Below are 23,532 nucleotides of genomic sequence, written 5' to 3'. Positions count from 1 at the left end.
CCCCGCTCGGCCTTGGCGCGCAGCAGCGCCTTGAGCTTGGAAAACCGGCAAGCCGGATGGCTGGGCGGCATTAGCGCCACTGGCTTCGGAGAACGGCACGTCGTCCGCGCCGTTTTGAAAAGCGCTTTCAGCATGAGCACTTAGGCTACCGGTCAGATGGCGTTTTCGGGCCGAGATGCATTTGCGGTAAGCCGTCATGCGATAAAGCTCATGGGCGCGGTCGGTCGAGGCCCGCCGAATATCGTCGGCACCCGTCGCCAGGGCTCCTCGCCCGTCCCTGCATCGCGGAAGCTTTCTCTGCAATCTGCCAGCCCGGTTGCCACTCCATTGCCGGCGACCGGAACAAGGCAACGCCTCGAAAAGCATCTGCGTATTTAATTTGTTCGACTTTTCAAGTCTGGCACCGGACTTGCTTCGCCTTCGCATATCCCGGCAACAAGAGATGCCGCCGCCTGTGGAGGAAGTCCTGACGCAAGAAACATTCTACGAGGTCATGCGCCGGCAGGGGATCACCCGCCGAAGTTTGCTGAAATTCTGTAGCCTGACAGCGGCTTCCCTCGGCCTTGGACCGGCCTTCGCGCCGAAAATAGCTTACGCGATGGAGTCCAAGCCGCGCATTCCCGTGCTGTGGCTGCATGGGCTCGAATGCACCTGCTGCTCCGAAAGCTTCATCCGCTCGGCGCACCCGCTCGCCAAGGACGTCGTGCTGTCGATGCTTTCACTCGATTATGACGACACGCTCATGGCGGCCGCCGGCCATCAGGCCGAGGCGATCGTCGACGAGGTCGTCGAACAGTACAAGGGCAACTACATTCTCGCGGTCGAAGGCAATCCGCCGCTCAACGAGGACGGCATGTTCTGTATCATCGGCGGCAAGCCCTTCGTCGAACAGCTCAAGCATGCCGCCTCCAACGCCAAGGCGATCATCTCCTGGGGCTCCTGTGCCTCCTGGGGCTGCGTGCAGGCCGCGCGGCCGAACCCGACGCGGGCTACGCCCGTCCATAAGGTTCCCGGCCTGCCGGACAAGCCGATCATCAAGGTGCCCGGTTGCCCGCCGATCGCAGAAGTGATGACGGCCGTCATCACTTATATCCTGACCTTCGAGAAATTCCCCGAACTCGACCGGCAAGGCCGGCCGAAGATGTTCTACAGCCAGCGCATCCACGACAAATGCTATCGGCGCCCGCATTTCGACGCCGGCCAGTTCGTCGAGTCCTTCGATGATGAGGGCGCGCGCAAGGGCTATTGCCTCTACAAGGTCGGCTGCAAGGGACCGACCACCTACAACGCCTGCTCGACGGTGGGCTGGAACGGCGGCCTCTCCTTCCCGATCCAGGCCGGCCATCCCTGCATCGGCTGCTCCGAGGACGGCTTCTGGGACAAGGGCGATTTCTACAGCCGCCTGACCCGCGTCCACGGCTTTGGCATCGAGGCCGATGCCGACAGGATCGGCGCGACGGCCGCGACCGTGGTCGGCGCCGCCGCGGCCGCGCATGCGGCGGCGAGCGTGGTCAAGCGGATGCGCAAAAAGCGAGGGAACAACTGATGGGCATCCGGACGCCGAACGGCTTCAATCTCGACACCTCCGGCCAGCGCATCGTCGTCGATCCGGTCACGCGGATCGAAGGCCACATGCGCTGCGAGGTCAACATCGACGAGAACAACATCATCCGCAACGCGGTCTCGACCGGCACCATGTGGCGCGGGCTCGAGGTCATCCTCAAGGGCCGCGACCCGCGCGACGCCTGGGCCTTCACCCAGCGCATCTGCGGGGTGTGCACCGGCACGCACGCGCTCACCTCGGTGCGTGCGGTCGAGGACGCGCTGGGCATCATAATCCCGGAGAACGCCAATTCGATTCGCAACATCATGCAGCTCTCGCTGCAGGTGCACGACCATCTGGTCCACTTCTACCACCTGCACGCGCTCGACTGGGTCAACCCGGTCAACGCATTGAGAGCCGACCCGAAGGCGACGTCGGAACTGCAGCAGGCGGTTTCGCCGAGCCACCCGATGTCCTCGCCGGGCTATTTCCGTGACATCCAGAACCGGCTGAAGAAGTTCGTGGAGAGCGGCCAACTCGGGCCGTTCAAGAACGGCTACTGGACCAACCCGGCCTATCTGCTGCCGCCGGAAGCCGACCTGATGGCGGTGACGCACTATCTGGAAGCGCTTGACTTCCAGAAGGAGATCATGACGACGCGCACGATCTTCGGCGGCAAGGACATCCATCCCAACTGGCTGGTGGGGGGCGTGCCCTGTGCGATCAATATCGACGGTGAGATGGCGGCCGGCGCGCCGATCAACATGGAGCGGCTGAACTACGTCCGCGGCGTCATCGAGCGTACCATCGCCTTCGTCGACAACGTCTACATCCCCGACATTATCGCGATCGGCAATCTCTACAAGGCCTGGCTCTACGGTGGCGGGCTGTCGGGCAAGAGCGTGCTCGCCTATGGCGATATCCCCGACAAGGCCAACGACTATTCCGCCGCTAACCTGATGATGCCGCAAGGTGCCATCATCAACGGCAATCTCAAGGAGGTGCTGCCGGTCGACGTACGCGATCCCGAGCAGATCCAGGAATTCGTGCCGCACTCCTGGTACAAGTATCCGGACGAGGCCAAGGGCCTGCACCCCTGGGACGGCATCACCGAGCCGCATTACGAACTGGGGCCTAATGCCAAGGGCACACGCACCAACATCATCGAGCTGGACGAGTCGGCAAAATATTCCTGGATCAAGGCACCGCGATGGCGCGGCCACGCCATGGAGGTCGGCCCGCTCGCCCGCTATGTCGTGGGCTATGCCCAGGGCCACGAGGAAATCAAGGAACAAGTCGATTCCACGCTGCGCGTGCTCGGCGCGCCGCTCAGCGCGCTCTTTTCCACCCTCGGCCGCACCGCTGCGCGCGCTCTAGAAGCGCAGTGGGCGGCCCGCAAGCAGGCCTACTTCCTGGACAAGCTGATCGCCAACATCAAGGCCGGCGACTCCTCCACGGCCAACACCGAGAAGTGGGACCCGAAGACTTGGCCGGCCGAGATCAAGGGCGTCGGCTTCACCGAGGCGCCGCGTGGCGCACTGGGTCACTGGATCCGGATCAAGAACGGCCGCATCGAGAACTACCAGTGCGTCGTGCCGACCACCTGGAACGGATCTCCCCGCGACAATGCCGGCAATATCGGCGCCTTCGAGGCCTCATTGATGGACACCAAGGTCGAGCGCGCCGAGGAGCCGGTCGAAATCCTGCGGACCATACACAGCTTCGATCCGTGCCTTGCCTGCTCGACCCACGTGATGGGGCCGGACGGCCGGGAGCTGGCCAATGTCAAAGTGCGGTAGGGAGGGATTTTCGATGAGACGCACTGTCGTGAAACTCGGCGTAGCAGCATCGCTCGCCGCCCTTGTCGGCCCGGCCTGTGCCCATGTCGGCGCAGGCTATGCGGGCGGCGTTGCCGCGGGCCTCGCGCATCCGCTGCTCGGTCTCGACCACCTGCTCGCTATGGCGGCGGTCGGGGTCTGGTCGTCGGTCGCCATGCCGTTGCGGGTCTGGACCGCACCGGCCGCCTTCCTCATGGCCATGAGCGGCGGCGCCGCGCTCGCCTTTGTCGGCGTCGCCCTGCCAGAGATCGAAGGCATGATTGCGCTGTCGGTGCTGGCGCTCGGGCTGATGATCGTTTTCGGTGCAGGTTTGCCGGGCATCGCCGGCATAGGCCTTGCCGGTTACATGCGCACGCCAGCGAGGCCGCAGGAGCAACATTTGCCTATGTCGGCGGTTTCACGCTGTCGACCGCAGCACTCCACCTCTTCGGCGTCAGCGTCGGCCTCAAAATCGCGTCATCGCCCTGGCTGCGAACGAGCCTCGGCATGCTGGTCGCCAGCTCGGGTGCCGCGCTCGTCTTCGGCGGATAGGAGGCGGGCATGACCGTGAGCCATACATCTCACAGCGAAGTGGCGGTCTATGTCTACGAGGCGCCGCTGCGCCTCTGGCACTGGGTCAACGCCTTCGCGATCCTTGCGCTGGCCGGAACCGGCTACCTCGTCGGTTCGCCGCCGCCATCGGTCCGCGGCGAAGCCAGCGCCAGCTTCGTCTTCGTCTTCGGCTGGATACGATACCTGCATTTCGCCGCCGGCTATGTCCTGATTGCTGGCTTCGCCTTCCGCATCTATTGGGCCTTCGCCGGCAACGAGCATGCCCGGCAGATATTCCTGCCGCCTGTCTGGCGCGGCCGCTTCTGGCGGGAAGTCTGGCATGAGGTGCTCTGGTATGCCCTGCTGGTCAGGGAGCCGATTAAGTATTCGGGGCACAACCCGCTCGCCACGATCGCCATGCACATCCTGTTCGTCTGGTTCACCATCTTCATGATCGTGACCGGTCTCGCACTCTACGGCGAAGGGACCGGGATGGGTTCCTGGCAGCACACGCTGTTCTCGAGCCGGGTGATCCCGCTGTTCGGCCAGAGCCAGGGCGTTCACACCTGGCACCATCTCGGCATGTGGGTGATCATCTGCTTCGTCATCATCCACATCTATGTCGCGGTGCGCGAGGACATCATGTCGAGACAGACGATCATTTCCTCGATGTTCTCGGGCTGGCGGACTTTTCGAGGCAACAGTGCCCCGCGTGATTCCCACTAGGATTTTCGTGACCTCACCTGCCGGCGCGGGCGTTTGCCCGCGCCGGCTTTCTTCTTCAACAGGGGTGGCCTTGAAGTCGACCCACATTTCGTCTCGGTTTCGCCTCTGCGTCCGTTCGACGGGGAGAGGAAGTGCCAACCGCAACGCCCGGCACCCTTCCTCTACCCTTTCAGGGGCAAAGGTGCGGAGCGAGGGGGAGTGGGGTGGGCGAGTGAACGCAAACTTTTCATCGGCCTGGAATGTCGGTTCTCAGTCCGGCCGATGCCGCACCCGTCAATGGCAGAATACTTTCCGTCTGTGCGGTAAAATCGTAATCGCACTCTCCGCGTCGTTCGCTATCCAGAGATCACCCCTTATTTCGAAACCATTTGCCGGCCCCCCCGCCAATTGGCCCGCCTCTTGCTGCTGGAAAGAAAAAGGTACGGAGGAGGCTTCTCAATGAACTGCGCGCCACGTGTGCTCGTGCTCGGCATCGGAAATCTGCTATGGGCCGATGAGGGCTTCGGCGTCCGCGTGGTGGAGGAGTTCCACCGGCTCTGCGAAACGGCGGACAACGTCCGGGCCATGGATGGCGGCACGCAGGGCATCTACCTCGTCCAACATATCCGCGAGGCCGACATCCTCGTCGTGTTCGATGCGGTCGACTACGGCCTGGCGCCCGGCACGCTGAAGCTCGTCGAAGGCGGCGAGGTGCCGGCCTTCCTCGGAGTGAAGAAGATTTCGCTCCACCAGACTGGCTTTCAGGAAGTTCTCGCCATGGCCGAGATGATGGGTGACTATCCCGCCCACCTCCTTCTCGTCGGCGTGCAACCGGTCGAGATGGACGACTACGGCGGCAGTCTCCGGCCCGCGGTGAAGGCTCAGATCGAGCCTGCAATCGAGATCGCCATCGAGTGGCTCGCCCGGCACGGCGCAACGATCGCCAAGCGCACCGAACCGCTGGCCGAAGAAGAGACGCTCACTTCGCGCGAAATGCGCATCGGCATCTACGAGAGCGGTCGACCCCGGCCGGAAGAGGCCTGTCGTCACGGCGACGCGCGGCTTCTCGCGAATAGTGCCTTCGCTGGCCCGGCGAATTTCGAGCGCGAGGTCGACGCGCTTTTGCAATCGTCCGGAGTGCAGGGCTGATGTGTGTCGGCGTTCCCTTCCAGGTGGTTGAATGCAGCGGCGGCATTGCCCTGTGCGCCGGTCGCAGCGGCACGCGGCGCCTCGACATGACGCTGGTGGGCGACCAGCCGGCGGGTACGTGGATAGTCGCCTTCCTCAACACCGCGCGCGAGACTGTCACAGCCGAGACGGCGCGCCTGATCGCCGACGCCATCGAAGCGACGGAGCGTGCGCTCGCCGGCGACACCGACCTCGACCACCTCTTCGCCGACCTGGTCGGCCGCGAGCCGCAACTGCCGGAGCATCTGCGGCCGACGCAAGCCCTTTCCCCGCAAGGCACGGAGGACGCCTGAGTCCATGTTTTCACCCATTCTCACCATGATGATGGAGCGCCACCGCATCCCGGTGGTTGACGAGGCGAACATCGACGCATTCGCCGGGACCCACGACTTCACCGCGCTGTTTTTTCCCGGTGACTCGCTGCGGCTCGCCGAGAGCAACGATGTGGCGGTGATCCTGCCGGAGCTGGTGCAGGCCTTCCAGGGCGTGTTCAAGCCGGCCGTGGTATCGCGCGAGAGCGAGCGCAAGCTGCAAAGCCGCTATCGCTTCAATGCTTTCCCGGCGCTCGTCATCCTAAGAAACGGCGAATATCTCGGCACCATAAAGCGCGTGCTCGACTGGGAAGACTACCTCACCGAGATCGCCGGCATACTGACGCGCGAGCCGAGCGCGCCGCCGCCTTTCGAGTTTCCCGAAGCCTGCGCGACGCATGACCTTCGCGACCACGATCATTTCCACTGAGCGAAAGCGGCCGGGGAGGGCGCGCCATGGCAGCATCACTATTCGGCGGCATCGGGCCGGGTTCACAGCCGGGCGAAGAGGACGGCGGCGACTTGCAGTATATGGAAATGCCGAAGGTCATGGCGACCTCTGCGGCACCCGTGTTGCCGGAGAAGGAAAATGTCGCCGGGCTCGAAGCTGCTTTGGCGGTGCTGTCCGCGCTGGCCGAAAGCCTCGGCCGGTGCTCGCTGGATTGCGAAAACGCGGTGCATGATCTTTCTCCCCTCGACCGCGCCAATCATGCGCTGATCGACCAGGCGCTGGGCGAGGGCGAGGTCTCGATCATCTGCGGCGGCGACCTGCAGGCTCAGGAGTCGGTGCTCGCCGGTGTCTGGCGCGTGCGCCAGACCGGACCGGATGGCAGGCTCGTTCGCGATTTCGTCGAGGTCGGCGCCTTTCCCTCGGCCGTGCTGGAGAGGGCCTTCGCCGGCTGCCGCAATACGCTCGTTGGGCCCGCGACCTATCCGATAGGCGTCTGGAACGCGCAGCCGCTGATTTCAGAGCTCAATGACCGCATCCCGCTCGTCGGGCCCGGCATCGGGCCACACGTCATAAACCTGTCGCTGCTGCCGCACACTGAACAGGACCTGACCTTCCTCGACGGCCTGCTTGGCCACGGGCCGGTGGTCGTGCTGTCGCGTGGCTACGGCAATTGCCGTGTGAGCACGACGGCGACGCGCGGCGTCTGGTGGGTGCGCTTTTTCAATTCGAGCGACGATCTCATCCTCAACACGATCGAGGTCACGGCCTTGCCGGAGGTGGTCCGCGCCGCGCCCGAGGATATTGCTGACAGCCGCCAGCGGCTCCTCGAAATCCTCGAGGTCTACCGATGAACGACTCATTCTTTGCCGGTTCCTATGGCGGCGACAATGCCAAGATCGACCCGATGTCGCGGCTCGAATGCAGGATTTGCTGGCATGTCTACGACCCGGCCGAGGGCGACGACTACTGGCAGATCTCGCCCGGCACGCCTTTCGCCGAACTGCCGGCGCACTGGAGCTGTCCTACCTGCGACGGCTCCAAGCAGGGCTTCATGGTCGTGAACGACTGACATGGATCATTCGCAAGCCGTCGCTGCCCGTCTAGAATTCGTGTTTCAGCGGATCGAACGGACGGCCATGGGAGGAATTCCGATCCTCAACCCGGCGCTTTGCGTCAGCGCGGTGGGCGTGCGGCAGTGGCAGGGCGAATGGCTCGCGGTTCTCATCACGCCCTGGTTCATGAACCTCGTGCTTCTACCTTCTGGCGACGGACAAGCGCGCCCGCGCGTGCCTACGGGCACGAAGGAGTATGTCTCATTCCCGGCGTATCGGTTCGAGTTCATCCAGGCCTATGAAGAGGAACTCGGCTGCTACCGCATGTGCTCGCTGTTCTCGCCGATGTTCGAATTCGCCGACCAGGAGAGTGCGCAAGAGGCTGGGCGGCAGGTGCTTGCGGAACTGTTCAATCCTGAGGCGGAAGAAGACGAAGACGGCGACATGGTCCGTGTCTGGGAATGCCGGCTACCTGAGGAAGAGGCAAGCACCTTGGACAAGTTTGAGCCAGTCGGAATACCTGCGAGCTCTCAGCCGCCGGGACTGACCCGCCGCTGGCTGTTCGGTTTGGGCGACAAGGAGGAGACCGCCGCATGAGCGTTGATGGCCGCGTCTCCATCGATCTCGTCTGCGATGGCGGTCGCGTTGTGGAAGCCATCGTTATGCCGCCGCGCCCGATTGCGCTTGGTCCGGTCGTGCGAGGCCGGCCGGCGAGGGAGGTCGTCTCGGTGATCGGCTCACTGTTCAGTGTTTGTGGTATTGCGCAGTCGGCGGCGAGCGTCGAGGCAGCCGAAGCGGCCCTGGAGATCGGGACGGACCGGCGCACGAAACAAGCGCGGCGGCTTCTTGTGCTTGCCGAGACGCTGCGCGAGCACCTGCTGCGCATTGGCTTGGATACTGCCAGTCTCGCGGGCGAGCCTGCGGACGGTAAAATCCTGCGCCGGGCTATGGGCCTGCCGCAGCGCCTCAAGCAGGCACTTTTTCCAGGCGGGGATGCGTTCGTTCTCGGCGTTTGCGTGGGGATGCCGGGCGCGGAAGCCGCTGAAACGGCAGCCGAAGCGAGCTATCTAACGCAGTCAGTGGTCTACGAAGGCGAAAAGCCGCTTGGCGAGATGGATCGCTCTGCCTTCGCGCAGTGGGCTATGGAGCGCAGCACGGTTGCGGCCCGCCTCATCGCGCCGGTCTTGGCAAGGGGCTGGGCCATGGTAGGCCACCCCGAAACGACAGATGGGGGAAACGGGCAGTTGCCGAAGGAAGCGTCGGCCGACACGAGTTGCCTCGCCAGGCAGGCTGGCGCGCCGCTCGTTCGCGCTTTCCTTTCCGAAAACGGTGGAGCCGGGCTGGCCGCACGGCTGGCCGCCCGCTTGGTCGAGGCATCGAAGCTGCCGGGGGAGATCGCCGGAGGGCTCGCGGCCCTGCGGGATGTCGCGGACGGGTCCGAAGTGCCTACATGCGAAGTCTTTCGCGACGAGAACGGGGGCCGCTTTGCTACTGCCTTCGCCGAGGCAGCACGCGGCCGGCTGGAACATCGGATTGTCTTGAACGACGACAGTATCGCCGACTATGCCATCACGGCTCCGACCAGCATTCATTTCGCGAAGAGCGGCATTGCCGCCCGCTCGCTTTCGGCGCTCGCTGCATCCAGGCGTGAAGATCTCGCGGTCCAGGCCGATCTCCTGGTCCGGGCCATCGACCCCTGCGTCGGCTACGATGTGAGGTTCCGCTGATGCACGAGATGGCGATATGCGAGAGCATCCGTGGCATCCTCGAGGAAGAGGCCGCCAGACAGGATTTTCGCAAGGTGGGCCGCGTCTGCCTGGAAATCGGGCGGCTATCCGATGTCGAGGTCGAGGCGCTGAAGTTCGGCTTCGATGTCGTCATGCGTGGCTCTCTGGCACAAGACGCAAGACTGGAAATCGTCGAGACGGAAGGCAGGGCCTGGTGCATGCCTTGCGGCCAGAGCGTGCCGATCGCGGCACGCTTCGATCCATGCCCCGACTGCGGAAGCCATCAGCTGCAGGTGACCGTCGGCGAGGAAATGAAGATCAGGGAATTGGAGGTGAGCTGATGTGCACTGTTTGCGGATGTGGCGAGGGCGAGGTCCGGATCGAGGGCAAGGCGCATAGCCATCACCATCATCACGGCCACGAACGCCATGATCACCACCACGATCACGGCCCCCATCATCATCATCATAACGATCATGTACACGATTGTGGCTCGGGCCCCGCTATCACCCATGCGCCGGGCATGAGCCAGGCGCGGATGGTCAAGCTGGAAAAGGATATCCTTTCCAAGAACAACGAGTATGCCGATGCGAACAGAAAAATGTTCGCCGAGCGCGGCGTGCTTGCGCTCAACCTCGTCTCCAGCCCCGGCTCTGGCAAAACGACGCTGCTTTGCCGCACGATCGACGCACTGAGGGGCAAGTTGCCGATCGCCGTGATTGAGGGCGACCAGCAGACTTCCAACGATGCCGACCGCATCCGCGCCACCGGCGCGCCCGCGATCCAGGTCAACACCGGCAAGGGCTGCCACCTCGACGCGCATATGGTCGGCCATGCCGCAGATCACCTCGACCTTGCCGAAGGAGGCCTGCTCCTCGTCGAAAACGTGGGAAACCTCGTCTGTCCGGCGGGCTTCGATCTCGGCGAGGCGCAAAAGGTGGTGGTGCTCTCAGTCACCGAGGGCGAGGACAAGCCATTGAAATATCCCGATATGTTCGCCGCCGCCGATCTCATGATCCTCAACAAGACCGACCTGTTGCCGCATCTCGACTTCGACGTGGAGGCCTGCATCGCCAACGCCCGAAAGGTGAACCCGCGGATCAAGGTGCTGAGGGTTTCCGCGCGCACGGGCGAGGGGATGTCGGACTGGACGGCCTGGATCGGGGCGGCCCGCGCAATGGCGCTAGCCGGCCATCCGCTGGTGGCCGAGCTCAAGGGAGCAGCCTGATGTGCCTGGCCATTCCCGCCCGCGTCGTTGAATTGCTCGACGACGACATGGCCGTGGTCGCGTTCGGCACGGTCAGGAAGCGCATCTCATTGGCCTTGGTCGCAGACGTCTCGCTTGACGATTTCGTGCTCGTCCATGTCGGTTATGCGCTCCACAAGGTGAGCCCCGAGGAGGCCGAGCGCACGCTGCAGCTGATGGCCGAAGCGGGCGTGCTGGAGGAGCTGGAGGAGACTTCGGCGTGAAATATGTCGACGAATATCGCGACCAGGCGCTTGCGAAGACCATCGCCGGCGCCATCGCGACCGAGGCTGATCCGGAAAAGAGCTATCATTTCATGGAGTTCTGCGGTGGGCACACGCACGCGATGTTTCGCTACGGCGTGCAGGACCTGATGCCGCAGAACGTGCATTTCGTGCACGGACCCGGATGCCCCGTTTGCGTGCTGCCCATCTGTCGCCTTGACGATGCGGTGGAACTCGCCGAGCGGCACGGGGTCATCCTTTGCACCTATGGCGACATGATGCGCGTGCCGGGCACCAAGCATCGCAGCCTGATGCGCGCCAAGGCTGACGGAGCGGATGTCCGCATGGTCTATTCAACGCTCGATGCCTTGAAGATCGCGCGTGAAAACCCCGAGCGGCAAGTCGTCTTCTTCGCCATCGGCTTCGAAACCACGACGCCGCCGACGGCCGTCGCGATCAAGACGGCGCAAGCCCAGGGGTTCAAGAATTTCAGCGTGTTCTGCAACCATGTGCTCACGCCGGCCGCGATCTCTCACATTCTTGAATCGCCGGAAGTGCGGGAACTGGGCATCGTCAAGATCGACGGGTTCCTGGGACCTTCGCACGTCTCCTCCGTGATCGGCTCGCAGCCATTTGAATTCTTTGCCGAAGAATTCCAGAAGCCAGTTGTCATCGCCGGCTTCGAGCCGCTTGACGTCATGCAGTCCGTTCTGATGCTGATCCGGCAGGTCAATGAAGACCGGCACGAGGTCGAGAACGAATATACCCGCGTCGTGACCGAGGAGGGCAACCTCAAGGCGCAGGCCCTGGTGAGCGCGGTCTTCGAACTGCGCAAGACCTTTGACTGGCGCGGCCTCGGCACCGTGCCCTACAGCGCCCTGCGCATCCGCGACGCTTATGCCGATTTCGACGCCGAGAAGCGCTTCGAGCTGTCGGTCAAGGCTTCGCGCGAGGTGACGTCCTGCGAATGCCCGTCGATCCTGCGCGGGGTGAAGAAGCCGACCGACTGCAAGCTGTTCGGCACCGTGTGCACGCCGCAGAACCCGATTGGCTCATGCATGGTCTCCTCCGAGGGCGCCTGCGCGGCCTACTGGACCTATGGCCGTTTCCGCGAGCCTAAGCCGTTGGAGGCGGCGGAATAGTGGGCGCGAACGATCCCAGGCTAGCCGTAACCACCTCGTCGGTCCGCGGCGTGGTGGACATGACGCATGGCGCGGGCGGCCGCGCGATGGCCGAGCTGATTCGGGATATTTTTCAAAGACATCTGGCCAACGAGTTCCTGGCCCAGGGCAACGACGCGGCCCTGCTCGGCACCGTCTGCGGACGCCTGGTGATGGCAACGGACGCGCATGTCATCTCGCCTGTGTTCTTTCCGGGTGGGGATATCGGCGCGCTGGCGATCCACGGCACGATCAACGACGTCGCCATGATGGGCGCGCGGCCGCTCTGGCTGTCCGCGTCCTTCATCCTGGAGGAAGGTTTTCCGTTGGCCGAACTCGAAAGGATAGTTGTTTCAATGGCTTTTGCCGCCCGGGAAGCGGGCGTGCCCGTGGTTGCGGGCGACACCAAGGTGGTGGAGAAGGGCAAAGGCGACGGCGTTTTCATCTCCACGACCGGTGTTGGCGTGCTGGCGGACGGCACTGACGTCTCCGGAAGCAATGCCCGGCCGGGCGATGCAATCCTTGTCTCCGGCACCATGGGCGACCACGGAGTGGCTATCCTGTCGAAGCGAGTACACCTTGATTTTGAAACGGAAATCATCTCCGACAGCCAACCGCTGCACGATCTGGTGGCGGCGATGCTTGCTGCCATTCCCGGTATCCGGGTGCTGCGTGACCCCACGCGCGGCGGATTGTCGGCGACGCTGAACGAAATCGCGCAGCAGTCCAACGTCGGAATGGTAATCCGGGAAGCGGCGGTTCCGGTCAAGCCGGAGGTCGCGGCGGCGTGCGAACTGCTCGGTCTCGACCCGCTGAATGTTGCCAACGAAGGCAAGCTGGTTGCCATCTGCGCGGCGCAAGACGCGGAGACTTTGCTCACCGCGATACGCGCTCATCCCAAGGGCCAGGATGCCGCAATCATTGGCGAAGTCGTCGCAGACCAGCATGCGCTGGTGCGGATGAAAACTCGACTTGGCGGTATGCGCGTTGTCGACTGGATCGCCGGGGAACAGCTTCCGAGGATCTGCTGATGCGCATTCTGCTTCTCGTCACCGCCTTCAACGCCTTGAGTCAGAGGATTTTCGTGGAGCTTGGCGAGCACGCACACGAGGTCTCGGTGGAGATGGACGTCAACGACGAGCGGACCATCGAGGCTGTAGATTTGTTTCGGCCGGACCTCGTCATCGCCCCCTTCCTGAAGCGCGCAATCCCCAAAAAAGTCTATGAAAACCAATGCTGCATGATCGTTCACCCAGGCATTGTCGGCGACCGCGGCCCCTCCGCGCTGGACTGGGCGATGATGGACGGGGCGACGCAGTGGGGTGTCACGGTGCTGGAGGCGGCGCCCGAAATGGATGCCGGGCCGGTCTGGGCCCGTGCCTCCTTCGCGGTGCGAAAGGCGACGAAATCGAGCCTCTATCGTAACGAGGTGACCGACGCGGCGGTGACGGCGGTGTTCGAAGCGATCGCGCGGTTCGAGCAGGGCGAAAAGCCAGTTGCCCCGGAAGAACGATCTGTTGCGCCCCTCGGCCGGTGGCGGGACGCGATCAAACAGGCGGACCGGAGGATCGATTGGGCTGCCGACACGACCGAAACGGTGCTGAAGAATATCGCAGCAGCGGACGGCGCGCCCGGCGTGCGGGACAAGCTTTTCGGCGAACCGGTCTTCCTTTTCGACGCGCGAGAGGCACGTGAACCAGGGGCTGACGTGCCTCTCGCGCGGGGTGAACGGGGCAAGATATCGCTCCCGGAGCCGGGAGCGGTCGTCGCCGAGGAGCGGGCCGGCGATCGCCCTCGTCACCGTCGACGGCGCGTTGTGGATCGGCCATGTCCGGCACCCCAATTCGCCACACCCGTTCAAGCTGCCGGCGACCATGGTCTTCGCGAACGAAGTTGCAGGCCTGCCGGAGATCCCGCTCAATTCACCGGGCGGGTATCAGGACATCATCTACGAAGAAGATGGTGCGGTCGGCTATCTGCACTTCCCCTTCTATAACGGTGCAATGGGAAAGGACGCCTGCCGAAGACTTTTGGACGTTTATACAAAAGCGACGGAGCGTCCGACCAGGGTGATCGTGCTGTGCGGAGGACCGCAGTTCTGGTCCAACGGGCTCGACCTCAACCGGATCGAGGCGGCCGACAGTGCGGCCGACGAGTCCTGGGTCAGCATCAATGCCATCGACGACCTCGCCGAGGCGATCATCCGCACGACAAGCCACATCACCGTAGCAGCGCTTGCTGGAAATGCGGGAGCGGGTGGCGTGTTTCTCGCCCGCGGCACCGACCAGGTCTGGATGCGTTCGAGCGTCATCCTCAACCCGCATTACAAGGACATGGGCAATCTCTACGGCTCGGAGTTCTGGACCTACCTCCTGCCGAGCTGCTGCGGGACTGAGAATGCCCGCCGGATCGCGGCGGCGCGTCTGCCGATGGGCGCGAAGGAGGCGCTGAATCTCAATCTGGCCAACCGGGTGTTCGCGGGGGCAAGCGAGCTGTTTATGGCGCAAGTGAGGGCGTCGGCTGCCGCGCTGGCCGGGAGCGCAGAGTTTCCGCGGTTGCTCGCCGAAAAACAAGCCCAGCGCGCAGCCGACGAGGCGGCCAAGCCGCTTTCAGCCTATCGCAAGGAGGAGCTTTCACGAATGCGCCGCAATTTCTACGGCTTCGACCCGAGCTACCATGTCGCGCGGCATAATTTCGTGCACAAGGTGCCGAAGTCGCGCACCCCAATGACGATCGCCCGCCACCGCGACGTCGCCTGGCAGGCCGGCCGGGACGGGAGGAGGAAGGCATCGTGAGCGACCTGCCGGGCATATTGATCGTCGACGACGAAATCCGCTTGCTGGAGGCGCTGTGGCGCATCCTGAGCGAGGATTTCGAGGTCCCGTGCATGGTGTGCACGGTGCACTGATGGGCGCGCTGCTCGCCGAGCCCGCAGTGGAGGGACGCCTGGTCCGGGTGACGGGGCTTGTGCAAGGCGTCGGCTTCCGGCCGACAGTGTGGCGCATCGCGACCGCTATGGGACTATCGGGCCATGTCCGCAACGATGCTGCAGGCGTGGAGATCGCGCTGTGGTGCAGCGATGCCGAGTTCGAGACCTTCGCGGACAGGCTAAAGGCGCAATGCCCGCCGCTGGCGCGGATCGACGGGATCGAGGCGGCGACGCTTGAGGGGCCGCGGCCGGCGGGCGGCTTCACTATTGCGGCGAGTGCAGGCGGGCAGGTGAAGACCGGCATCGTGCCCGACGCCGCCTGCTGCCCGGAATGTCTTGCGGAAGTGCTCGACCCCAAGGACCGGCGCTATTTCTACCCTTTCGCCAATTGCACGCATTGCGGGCCGCGGCTGTCGATCGTCAAGGCTATCCCCTATGACCGCCGCTCGACCACTATGGCACGATTTTCGATATGCGAGGAATGCCGGGCCGAGTACGAAAATCCGGCCGACCGCCGCTTTCACGCCCAGCCGATCGCCTGCCCGGCCTGCGGCCCGCGCGTTTGGTTGGAAGGTCTCGACCGCGTCGTGGTCGGCGGCGGCCCGCAGGCGGTGATCCGGAAAACGGCGGCACTGATCGGGGAAGGGCGGATCGTCGCGATCAAGGGCATCGGCGGGTTCCACCTCGCCTGCGACGCGACGGACGAAGCGGCGGTGGCGCAGCTGCGCGCCCGCAAGAAACGCGACGGCAAGCCGTTCGCGTTGATGGCGCGCGACTTGGAGCAGCTTGCCGAATTCGCGGAGCTGTCGGGCGAGGATCGCGCCGCACTTGCCGCCCGAGCGGCGCCGATCGTGCTGGTAAAGCGCCGTGACAGCTGCGGCGTTGCGGCGGGCGTGGCGCCGGAGCACGAGCGGCTCGGTTTCATGCTGCCCTACACGCCGCTGCATCATCTCTTGCTGCGGGCGCTGGACGGTCCGGTGGTGATGACCTCCGGCAATCGCTCGGGCGAGCCGCAATGCACGGACAACGACGAGGCGCGGCAGGAGCTAGCCGGGATCGCGGACTTCTGGCTGATGCACGATCGCGAGATTATCAACCGGCTCGACGACAGCGTGGTGCGCCGCGACGGCCACGGCATTTCGGTGTTGCGGCGCGCGCGCGGTTTCGCGCCGGAGCCGCTCGCGCTGCCGGCGGGCTTCGATGGCCCGGTCAGGGTGCTGGCTGCGGGCGGCGATCTAAAGGCCGCATTCTGCCTGGCGGGCGACGGCAAGGCGCTGCTGTCGCAGCATCTCGGCGACCTCGAGGAGCTGAAGAACCAGGACGCGTGGGGGCAGGCGTTGGGGCTGTATCGAAGCCTGTTCGACACGAAGCCGGACCTCATTGTGGCCGACCGGCATCCGGGCTACCGTTCGACCCAGCTTGCCATGGAGCTTGCCCGTGAGACCGCGGCGAGGTTTGTGCAGGTCCAGCACCATCACGCGCATCTCGCCTCGTGCCTTGCCCAGCACGGCCGCGCAATCGACGCACCGCCGGTGCTCGGCATTATCCTCGACGGTCTCGGATACGGCGATGACGGCACGATCTGGGGCGGCGAGTTCCTGCTCGGCGGCTATCGAGGGTTCCGGAGGCTGGCATATTTCGAGCCGGTCGCCATGCCCGGCGGCGACAAGGCCAGCGTCGAGCCGTGGCGCAATGCCTATGCGCATCTGCGGGCGGCTTTCGGTCCGGATTTCCTGGCCAAGCTTCCTGCCGATCGGCCCTTCGTCCGCGCCCTGGCCGAAAAGCCGCTTGGCGTGCTGGACCGGATGATCGAGAGGGGCGTCAATGCTCCGCTTGCCTCCTCAGCGGGGCGCCTTTTCGATGCCTGCGCGGCATTCCTCGGCATCTGTTTCGAACGCCAGAGCTACGAGGGGCAAGCCGGCATGGAGATGGAGGCACTCGCCAGCCCGTTCATGGATGCGGCCGAGGCTTGGCCAGAAACCTCGCCGAAGGGGCCGGCTATCTCTTGGAAAGGTCTTTGGGAAGGGCTTCTTCGCGATCAGGCTTCGGGCGTCAAAACCGGGCTGATTGCCGCGCGCTTCCACAGGACGCTGATAGAGATCATCTCGCGGAAGGCCATCGGACTCACTAAGGAAAACGGCGTCGGCACGGTCGCACTGTCCGGTGGCGCTTTCCAGAATCAGCTGCTGCTCAAAGGCGTACTCGCCGAGCTCACAGTTGCAGGATTGGAGGGGCTGGCGCACGCAAGCGTTCCCGCAAACGACGGTGGCCTGGCGCTCGGCCAGGCAATGATCGGCCTGGCCCTTTCGCATTGAGACCAATCGTTGAAGAAAAAATATCAGCATCGTCCATATAAGGCGGTGCGCATTGTGACGAGCGGCGGCCAGCTTGGCGCATTTCGTCCGGGCCGTAAGTGGCTCATCTGCGCGCATCGCCGGGTAAAAGGACTTAGCCAGGAATGATGCTCCGAAAAGGAATCGTCGAGGACAGCCCTCCAAGCCGCGCAGCCAAGCAGCGGTTCTCGAATGGCTCTTTTTGGGCCGCCGACAATGAGCGTTCCACGGCTTCGGACAGTGAGAAGGATGCGAGACGGCGCGTCGGTTCGAGCGGCCCTGTTCGCAATCACGAACACGACCGAAGGAAAAACCGTAGCGGGCTGCGAATTCCTTCTGCGTCATCCCAATTTCCGGCGGATGGCACGCACATCGACCGTTGCATTCTTTAGTTTGGCGGCGTCAGCGTTGGCGTATGCAAGAGCTTCCGAGCGCCCTGCAAAATCCTCGATCCTGCCTTGCTCATTTTCCACTCCTGATCTTCTTCACTTGCGCTGGCGCTTCAAGAACTGCGCTGATGATCGGGCCGTCACCAAGCCCAACCGCGCTCGCTCGGGCTGCGCAACCCTGACCAGCTTCGCCCGGCGAGCGCTCACCGTCCCGGATCAATGAAGGGGGCCCCTTTGCGCGCCGATCCAGGGTCCCCATTCCGGGCCGATTGACAGTCGGTCAAGGAGACTGGCAAGAACGGTCTCCGGTCGCCTGGTGAGATGGCGTTTCCGTTGGCGACAGATGCCGACCTTTTCCAGGACCGCCATGGCCAAGCTGCGGTGCAGCATCCCATGGCGGTGATGTGTGACTGCGTGCCCCAGCGCCAAAGGCTGTTGCGGCATGTATTTTCAATGCTCCATTACGCGCATGAACCACCCCTGACAAAGATTGCCTCCCGGCGACTTTGGACCTCTATTCGCTGAAATTCAGAATCATGGTTCAGCATAGTGGATTTCGATGAGCGACGTCGATTTCAAAATCAATGAAAGGCGTCCGCAAATTACTATGGGAAATCATATACTTCTCACACGAGGGCGGCCATCGTTCTGCTGCGATCTAACGACAGGCATTACTAGGCATCTTTCGGTTTGGAATAGCGAGCGGCGTCTCTTTGATATCCATCAATTTGGTGTCCTATCGGTACCCATAATCAGGTTCCTCTAAAGGGGGCTTGGCAGGCGCTTTAACTATTGGCTATAATGTGTACCATGAGTGCACCGCGTGAAGATAAGCTAAAGAACGTTCTGAAGGCCGTCCCGGCTGGCTTTATCGTGGATGCGCACTGGCTGGAGGCCCAAGGCGTCAGCCGTTTCCTGACGCGCAAATATATAGAAAGCGGTTGGCTGCAGCGCCTCGCGCGCGGTGTTTTCCGCCGCCCGGCACCGCAGCCGGTTCCGCTCGACTGGCCGACCTGTCTGCTCTCTCTCCAGCACATCATGAACTACAAGGTGCACGCTGGCGGCACCACGGCCCTCGGCCTACAGGGCTACCGCCATTATCTTCCGCTCGGCAGCCCCGCCCCGGTCTGGCTCTACGGCAACGACATACCTACCTGGCTGCAGCGCCTTCAACTGGACGCGCCGCTCACAACACGCAATCTCTCACTGTTCAGCGAATCGGCCCTCGGCCTTGCCGACAACAAATCCGCCAGCACCGTAACGCTGCCCTGGGGCTGGGCGCTCCGCCTGTCCTCGCCCGAACGCGCGATCCTGGAAGCGCTCGAAGAACTACCTGCCAACGAAAGCTTCCACAATCTCGATATGGTGTTTGAGGGACTCACCACGCTAAGTCCCCGCCGCCTCGCCGCCTTGCTGCAGAGCTGCAGCAGCATCAAGGTGAAACGCCTGTTCTTCGTGTTCGCCGACCGCCACAAGCATGCCTGGCGCGAGCGTCTCAATACTGACGATTTCAATTTGGGAACAGGGGACCGCGCCCTTGTGAAAGGGGGAAGGATACATCCCCGCTATCGCATCATGGTCCCACCGGAGTTTGCCGAAACGCCAAAAGGAGCTGCCGATGGCCCGTGACGCCTATGCCGCGCAAGTTGCTCTGCTGGTGCGCCTGCTTCCCTTCATCGCAGATGAGGAAGTCTTTGCGCTGAAGGGCGGGACCGCTATCAATCTCTTCTACCGCGACATGCCGCGCCTCTCGGTCGATATCGATCTGACATACCTGCCGGTGCGGGATCGCGCGGAAAGTCTGGCGGACATTGACGAAACCCTCGACCGGATTGTCGCCGCCGCCAGCCGCGGCATCCCGCGACTCGATGCCCGCCGGATAGAGGGCGGCGGCGGCGGCGCCACCCGTATCAAGTCACGGCTCGACGGCGCCGAAGTCAAGATCGAGACCTCGCCTGTCACGCGCGGGGTTGTGCATGATCCAGAACGCCGCGAAGTGTCAGCGGCCGTAGAAGATGAATTCGGATAGGGGAGAGCTTCGCAGTCTGGATCGGCCCGCCGGTTAAGGAATCGTACTCGCTGGCGATCCTGACCGCTTCCTCGGCCGTTGTGCCCGCGTGCAGCGCGCCCAGTGCAAACTTCCTGCCGGTGCCGATCGCGAAGAATGGCGCCTCGAGCGGCCCGGTAAAGCAGGACGAATGGTTCCAGTAGTGGACGGTGCCGTCGGTCCACACCAGCAGCGCCTTGACGCCGATCTTGCTGTCATGGGTGCGCGCGGGCAGGGAATGGCCTTCGTTGACGGCCTGGCTGCACCATTTGGCGAAGGCGTCGGTCTGGCCGCCGTGGCCCGAGGACGCGACCAGGGCGCCATTGGGCAGGACGTGCAGTTTTTTCTTGAAGCCGATCGGGCTGTCGTCGCCCGAATAGGCGCGGCTGTCCGTCGCCATGATCCCGTCGCGGTACACAACGGTCGTCATTGGCAGATCCCCTCGGGGCCGCCGGATTCCACGCACTTGATGCCTTTGTAGCCGACCTTGAGCACGTCCTGGAGCTCGAGATCTTCCACCGAACCTTCTTCTGCTGCCAGGTGCAGGACCGTATCCTGTGCCTTCGCGTTCAGGATCAGGCGGGTGGAGTCGGCTTTGGGGTCGCAGCCGACGATGAGGATCCTTTGCCCAAGGTCGACAAGGGCGGCAAGCGTATTTTGGGACGTCGTCGATTTGCCGATGCCCCCCTTGCCGTAGAACGCGATTTGACGCAGACGTGACATGTAGCTTTCCTTCTTTTTTCCATTTGCCGGCGCCATGAATCCCGGTCGGCAGCTCTCACCGCCTTTCACCAAGGGTTTCAAGACTCGTACCAACTCGGCTGATTGGGCCGGAGAAGAAAATTTGTGGATGCTTTTGAGCTGCTAGCCCGAGGCAACAAGAGATTGGCTAAGCAAGCCGTGTGTCGCGGACCCGACAAAGACGACAATGTGTCGGATTCCGTTACTTGCGACCGCTATCGACCTCGCGGAGCCCGACAACTGGCCGGCCCCCATCGGGTGATCCATGTTGAACGTTAGCGCATGCTTGGTCTTTGCGCTTCGGCTGCGGCCGCATTGGGTGAGCGTCAGCCGCTGGGTGACATTGACGGCGTAGATTCTTCACGGCCAGACACCCGAGATCGGCGTGTTGGGCGGGTTCGGGATAGGGGAGAGCTTCGCCGTCTGGATCGGCCCGCCGATTGAAGGATCGCACTTGCTGGCGATCCTGACCGCTTCCTCGGCCGTTACGCCCGCGTGCAGCGCGCCCAGTGCAAACTCCGTGCCGGAGCCGATCGCGAAGAAGGGCGCCTCGAGCGGCCCGGTAAAGCAGGACGACTGGTTCCAGTAGTGGACGGTGCCGTCGGTCCACACCAGCAGCGCCTGGACGTCGATCTTGCTGTCATGGGTGCGCGCGGGCAGGAGATGGCCTTCGTTGACCGCCTGGCTGCACCATTTGGCGAAGGCGTCGGTCTGGCCGACATCGCTCGCGGCGTCGGTCTGGCCGACATCGCTCGACGAGGACGCGACCAGGGCGCCATTGGGCAGGACGTGCAGGTTTTTCTTGAAGCCGATCGGGCTGCCGTCGCTCGAATAGACGCGGCTGTCCGTTGCCATGATCCCATCTCGGTACACAATGGTCGTCATGGCAATCACCCGAGGTCGACAAGGGCGGCGAGCGTATTTTGGGATGTCGTCGATTTGCCGATCCCCCCTTGCCGTAGAACGCGATCTGACGCAGACCTGACATGTAGCTTTCCTTCTTTGTTCCATTGGCGGCTGCCCGCGACATGAATACCGGCCGACAGCTCTCGCCGCCTCGCACCTAAGGGTTTCAAGACTCGTGCCAACTCGGCTGAGTTGGGCCGGAGCAAAATTTGTGAATGCTTTTCAGCTGCTTAGCCCGAGGCAACAAGAGATTGGCTAAGCAAGCCGTGTGTCGCGGACCCGACAAAGACGACAATGTGTCGGATTCCGTTACTTGCGACCGCTATTGACCTCGCGGAGCCCGACAACTGGCCGGCCCCCATCGGGTGATCCATGTTGAACGTTAGCGCATGCTTGGTCTTTGCGCTTCGGCTGGGGTGGCCGGCGAAGCTGGTCCGGGTTGCGCAGCCGGCCACAGGATCGCATTTGGTACCCATCAATCTCGGCAGCCACAAGGGCCAGCCGGTTCGCAACGCCATCCGCAAGGCCGGCGGCAGGCTCTTCTTCCTGCCGCCCTATGGTCCCGACCTCAATGAGATCGAGCAGGTCTTCGCGCAGCTCAAGTAGCTCATGGCACAGCTGCCGGACGAACCGTCGAGGCAACATGGAAAGCCGTCGGCAGAATGCTCCATCTCCTCAAACCAGACGCGTGCTGCAATTACCTCGTTAACGCAGGATACGCTTCAATAGGAACTCATCAGACTCTAGAGTTCGACCAGCTTCGCCCGCTGCTCGGCCGGCAGCACCACGGCGGCGGTCGAGCAGCGCCGTCATCAGCTTGCGCGAGACCTCGTCGACCGCTGCGATGTGCCAGGTGCGCAGCTTCTCCGCCGCCTCGCGGTCGATGGTTGGCGCCGAGCAGCTTGGCGACATCGTCTAGCGCGTCGCCAAGCCGCGCATGATCGGGCTGATATCGTCGAGGAACTTGTCTATCTCCTCCAGCCTTCCTGCTCGGGTGTGGCGTCGATCTCCTCGAGCATGCGCTAGAAGCGGTGCCGGCCGAAACCCATGCCGTCGCGGAAATTGGCCCGCATGTACATGCCTGGCCCGCCGTCACCCCACCCATGCCGGTCAAGCCCGAGAGCTGCTGGATAAATTCTGGCGGGGCTCCTTTGCCGCTGCTTGCTTGTCGAGGCCGTTTCGGGCCTAGTATTCCTGATCGAGTTCCTGCTGACGGCGGCCATCTCGCGGCGCTCGGAGTCGGTGATCCTGATTGCCCGCCACCGCTCGGCAGCTCGGATCATGGCCGAACATGAGCTTGAGAACGGGCTTCCCGCCGAAGGCATTGGGAATGATCTTTAGCCTGCGCCGCTCCTTGACGAACAGACATTCCAGAAGATTGGAGGTCCTGATGGCGCGGCGGTGAGTGATCGGCATTCTCAGATGCGCGATTGCCGCTTCGAAGTCGTCCATGAAGCAGGCGAACGCGTTCGGCAGCTCGGCCTCGTAATCCTTCACCAGACCGGCGGCGAGGTCGCGAGGCGGCCTGATATGCGGCGGTGGCGCGGGCCTTGAATTCGGGCCCGCCACCTGCGGGGCCGATTATTCCACAAAGCCTTCCGCCGTGTTCAGGCGCCCGCTGTGCACTCCGGCCGCCCGAGCCAATGTAGAAAAGGTCAGCGTCGAGGCGAACCTCTCCATTTGCGTTTCGGGCCGATGATAAGAGAGTCCACCTCGCAAAGATTGATATCCGAGAGGACGTCGTAGCCATCTTCGTACACAATCAGCACATTGAAGCGGCAGAAGCCGCCCGGTAGCTTCACGCTCTTCTTGGAGCCCGGATTCAGGTAGGACGAACCGATAAGATCCGGACCCGAGCCCCAGCCCTCGGCGCGGATGGGCAGTATGTAGAGCGCTACTACGGCAACGTCAGTGTGATTTTCGACATCGATCGACCGTTTGTATTCGTCTGACAGCGCAAACGATGGAAGGGAAAAGGCAATGAGAGCCGCCATTGCTAATGCACGGAATCTGCTCATGTTGTCTCCTTTGCAGATTGCTTCGTCTTCAGCAGGGCGGACAGGCGCCTGTCGTCGTCGACGAACCTGGCGCGCCATGCTCGTTTGTCTGCTCCGGTACAGAAGCACCGTCGCAATGCCACCGATGGCGATGCGCTTGCCCCAGCTCTTCTTCTGCGGGTGCCGGAGAGGCCGGCCGGTTCCGGATATTTCG

At 63.3% G+C, this 23,532-nt stretch carries 23 protein-coding genes and 6 pseudogenes; 22 read left to right on the top strand and 7 right to left on the bottom strand.

Features of this window, described 5'->3' with window-relative positions; all coding sequences use genetic code 11:
* The first annotated feature begins 442 nt into the window (after nt 1–442).
* From AC56QQ_RS31490 to AC56QQ_RS31390, 21 genes and pseudogenes are all read left to right on the top strand, one after another.
* Nucleotides 443–1,546: a hydrogenase small subunit gene (locus AC56QQ_RS31490; protein ID WP_497124630.1), complete on the top strand. Its 1,104-nt coding sequence runs from the start codon at nt 443–445 to the stop codon at nt 1,544–1,546.
* Nucleotides 1,546–3,342, top strand: coding sequence for a nickel-dependent hydrogenase large subunit (locus AC56QQ_RS31485; protein WP_497124629.1), 1,797 nt, complete (start codon nt 1,546–1,548; stop codon nt 3,340–3,342). Before AC56QQ_RS31490 ends, AC56QQ_RS31485 begins: the two co-directional genes overlap by 1 nt.
* Nucleotides 3,326–3,912: pseudogene (locus AC56QQ_RS31480) on the top strand (HupE/UreJ family protein). The gene AC56QQ_RS31485 and the pseudogene AC56QQ_RS31480 overlap by 17 nt, the downstream one beginning before the upstream one ends.
* Nucleotides 3,913–3,921: 9 nt before the next feature.
* On the top strand, nt 3,922–4,638 hold the full coding sequence (gene cybH / locus AC56QQ_RS31475) for a Ni/Fe-hydrogenase, b-type cytochrome subunit (protein ID WP_497124626.1): 717 nt from the start codon (nt 3,922–3,924) through the stop codon (nt 4,636–4,638).
* Nucleotides 4,639–5,094: 456 nt separating this feature from the next.
* On the top strand, nt 5,095–5,766 hold the full coding sequence (locus AC56QQ_RS31470; protein WP_497124625.1) for a HyaD/HybD family hydrogenase maturation endopeptidase: 672 nt from the start codon (nt 5,095–5,097) through the stop codon (nt 5,764–5,766).
* Nucleotides 5,766–6,098 carry a HypC/HybG/HupF family hydrogenase formation chaperone gene (locus AC56QQ_RS31465; RefSeq protein ID WP_497124623.1) on the top strand — a complete coding sequence of 111 codons (333 nt, stop codon included), beginning with the start codon at nt 5,766–5,768 and terminating at the stop codon, nt 6,096–6,098. The genes AC56QQ_RS31470 and AC56QQ_RS31465 overlap by 1 nt, the downstream gene beginning before the upstream one ends.
* Nucleotides 6,099–6,102: 4 nt before the next feature.
* Nucleotides 6,103–6,546, top strand: a complete 444-nt coding sequence (locus tag AC56QQ_RS31460; RefSeq protein ID WP_497124621.1) for a thioredoxin domain-containing protein — start codon at nt 6,103–6,105, stop codon at nt 6,544–6,546.
* A 26-nt stretch (nt 6,547–6,572) separates the two neighbouring features.
* Nucleotides 6,573–7,418: a hydrogenase expression/formation protein gene (locus AC56QQ_RS31455; RefSeq protein ID WP_497124620.1), complete on the top strand. Its 846-nt coding sequence runs from the start codon at nt 6,573–6,575 to the stop codon at nt 7,416–7,418.
* Nucleotides 7,415–7,636 (top strand): rubredoxin, encoded by a 222-nt coding sequence (locus AC56QQ_RS31450; protein WP_497124619.1) that lies wholly within the window; start codon nt 7,415–7,417, stop codon nt 7,634–7,636. The genes AC56QQ_RS31455 and AC56QQ_RS31450 overlap by 4 nt, the downstream gene beginning before the upstream one ends.
* Before the next feature lies 1 nt (nt 7,637).
* Nucleotides 7,638–8,216 carry a [NiFe]-hydrogenase assembly chaperone HybE gene (hybE, locus tag AC56QQ_RS31445; protein ID WP_497124618.1) on the top strand — a complete coding sequence of 193 codons (579 nt, stop codon included), beginning with the start codon at nt 7,638–7,640 and terminating at the stop codon, nt 8,214–8,216.
* The gene (locus AC56QQ_RS31440; RefSeq protein WP_497124617.1) at nt 8,213–9,346 is read left to right on the top strand and encodes a hypothetical protein; all 1,134 of its coding nucleotides are present in this window, start codon (nt 8,213–8,215) and stop codon (nt 9,344–9,346) included. Before hybE ends, AC56QQ_RS31440 begins: the two co-directional genes overlap by 4 nt.
* Nucleotides 9,346–9,687, top strand: coding sequence for a hydrogenase maturation nickel metallochaperone HypA (gene hypA, locus AC56QQ_RS31435; protein WP_497124616.1), 342 nt, complete (start codon nt 9,346–9,348; stop codon nt 9,685–9,687). Before AC56QQ_RS31440 ends, hypA begins: the two co-directional genes overlap by 1 nt.
* Nucleotides 9,687–10,574 (top strand): hydrogenase nickel incorporation protein HypB, encoded by an 888-nt coding sequence (gene hypB / locus AC56QQ_RS31430; RefSeq protein ID WP_497124615.1) that lies wholly within the window; start codon nt 9,687–9,689, stop codon nt 10,572–10,574. The genes hypA and hypB overlap by 1 nt, the downstream gene beginning before the upstream one ends.
* The gene (locus tag AC56QQ_RS31425; RefSeq protein ID WP_489859498.1) at nt 10,574–10,816 is read left to right on the top strand and encodes a HypC/HybG/HupF family hydrogenase formation chaperone; all 243 of its coding nucleotides are present in this window, start codon (nt 10,574–10,576) and stop codon (nt 10,814–10,816) included. The genes hypB and AC56QQ_RS31425 overlap by 1 nt, the downstream gene beginning before the upstream one ends.
* A complete protein-coding gene (hypD, locus tag AC56QQ_RS31420) occupies nt 10,813–11,958 on the top strand; it encodes a hydrogenase formation protein HypD (protein WP_497124614.1) in 1,146 nt (381 codons plus the stop codon). The genes AC56QQ_RS31425 and hypD overlap by 4 nt, the downstream gene beginning before the upstream one ends.
* Nucleotides 11,958–13,007 carry a hydrogenase expression/formation protein HypE gene (gene hypE / locus AC56QQ_RS31415; protein WP_497124612.1) on the top strand — a complete coding sequence of 350 codons (1,050 nt, stop codon included), beginning with the start codon at nt 11,958–11,960 and terminating at the stop codon, nt 13,005–13,007. The genes hypD and hypE overlap by 1 nt, the downstream gene beginning before the upstream one ends.
* Nucleotides 13,007–13,972: a formyltransferase family protein gene (locus AC56QQ_RS31410; RefSeq protein WP_497124611.1), complete on the top strand. Its 966-nt coding sequence runs from the start codon at nt 13,007–13,009 to the stop codon at nt 13,970–13,972. The genes hypE and AC56QQ_RS31410 overlap by 1 nt, the downstream gene beginning before the upstream one ends.
* A 34-nt stretch (nt 13,973–14,006) precedes the next feature.
* Nucleotides 14,007–14,771: an enoyl-CoA hydratase-related protein gene (locus AC56QQ_RS31405; protein ID WP_497124609.1), complete on the top strand. Its 765-nt coding sequence runs from the start codon at nt 14,007–14,009 to the stop codon at nt 14,769–14,771.
* An 88-nt stretch (nt 14,772–14,859) separates the two neighbouring features.
* On the top strand, nt 14,860–17,220 hold the full coding sequence (hypF, locus tag AC56QQ_RS31400; RefSeq protein ID WP_497124608.1) for a carbamoyltransferase HypF: 2,361 nt from the start codon (nt 14,860–14,862) through the stop codon (nt 17,218–17,220).
* Nucleotides 17,221–18,437: 1,217 nt separating this feature from the next.
* Nucleotides 18,438–19,256: a type IV toxin-antitoxin system AbiEi family antitoxin domain-containing protein gene (locus AC56QQ_RS31395; protein ID WP_489859503.1), complete on the top strand. Its 819-nt coding sequence runs from the start codon at nt 18,438–18,440 to the stop codon at nt 19,254–19,256.
* A pseudogene (locus tag AC56QQ_RS31390) lies at nt 19,246–19,653 on the top strand (nucleotidyl transferase AbiEii/AbiGii toxin family protein); the annotation flags it as partial. The gene AC56QQ_RS31395 and the pseudogene AC56QQ_RS31390, both read left to right, overlap by 11 nt.
* Here the strand turns inward: AC56QQ_RS31390 and AC56QQ_RS31385 are convergent.
* The 4 genes and pseudogenes from AC56QQ_RS31385 to nifH form a co-directional block, all read right to left on the bottom strand.
* Nucleotides 19,586–20,074 carry an Ntn hydrolase family protein gene (locus AC56QQ_RS31385; RefSeq protein ID WP_497124607.1) on the bottom strand — a complete coding sequence of 163 codons (489 nt, stop codon included), beginning with the start codon at nt 20,072–20,074 and terminating at the stop codon, nt 19,586–19,588. The pseudogene AC56QQ_RS31390 and the gene AC56QQ_RS31385 sit on opposite strands and share 68 nt — an antisense overlap.
* Nucleotides 20,075–20,115: 41 nt before the next feature.
* Nucleotides 20,116–20,397, bottom strand: a pseudogene (locus tag AC56QQ_RS31380) (AAA family ATPase); the annotation flags it as partial.
* 378 nt (nt 20,398–20,775) lie between these two features.
* Nucleotides 20,776–21,270 carry a hypothetical protein gene (locus AC56QQ_RS31375; RefSeq protein ID WP_497124605.1) on the bottom strand — a complete coding sequence of 165 codons (495 nt, stop codon included), beginning with the start codon at nt 21,268–21,270 and terminating at the stop codon, nt 20,776–20,778.
* Between the two features lie 38 nt (nt 21,271–21,308).
* Nucleotides 21,309–21,403: pseudogene (gene nifH / locus AC56QQ_RS31370) on the bottom strand (nitrogenase reductase); the annotation flags it as partial.
* A gap of 392 nt (nt 21,404–21,795) precedes the next feature.
* On the opposite strand from nifH, the pseudogene AC56QQ_RS31365 reads away from it, so the two are divergent.
* Nucleotides 21,796–21,924, top strand: a pseudogene (locus AC56QQ_RS31365) (transposase); the annotation flags it as partial.
* Nucleotides 21,925–22,026: 102 nt separating this feature from the next.
* Here the strand turns inward: AC56QQ_RS31365 and AC56QQ_RS31360 are convergent.
* The 3 genes and pseudogenes from AC56QQ_RS31360 to AC56QQ_RS31350 all read right to left on the bottom strand — a co-directional run bounded on the left by AC56QQ_RS31360 (nt 22,027) and on the right by AC56QQ_RS31350 (nt 23,339).
* Entirely contained in the window at nt 22,027–22,233 is a 207-nt protein-coding gene (locus AC56QQ_RS31360; protein WP_497124604.1) for a hypothetical protein, read from the bottom strand.
* 198 nt (nt 22,234–22,431) lie between these two features.
* Nucleotides 22,432–22,897 (bottom strand): annotated as a pseudogene (locus tag AC56QQ_RS31355) (IS256 family transposase); the annotation flags it as partial.
* Between the two features lie 79 nt (nt 22,898–22,976).
* Nucleotides 22,977–23,339 (bottom strand): hypothetical protein, encoded by a 363-nt coding sequence (locus AC56QQ_RS31350; protein ID WP_497124603.1) that lies wholly within the window; start codon nt 23,337–23,339, stop codon nt 22,977–22,979.
* Nucleotides 23,340–23,532 lie beyond the last annotated feature (193 nt).

Source organism: Mesorhizobium sp. RCAM 05099 (assembly GCF_059683685.1).
Note: the sequence above shows the minus strand (reverse complement) of the source record. Positions and strands in the feature narration are given on the sequence as shown.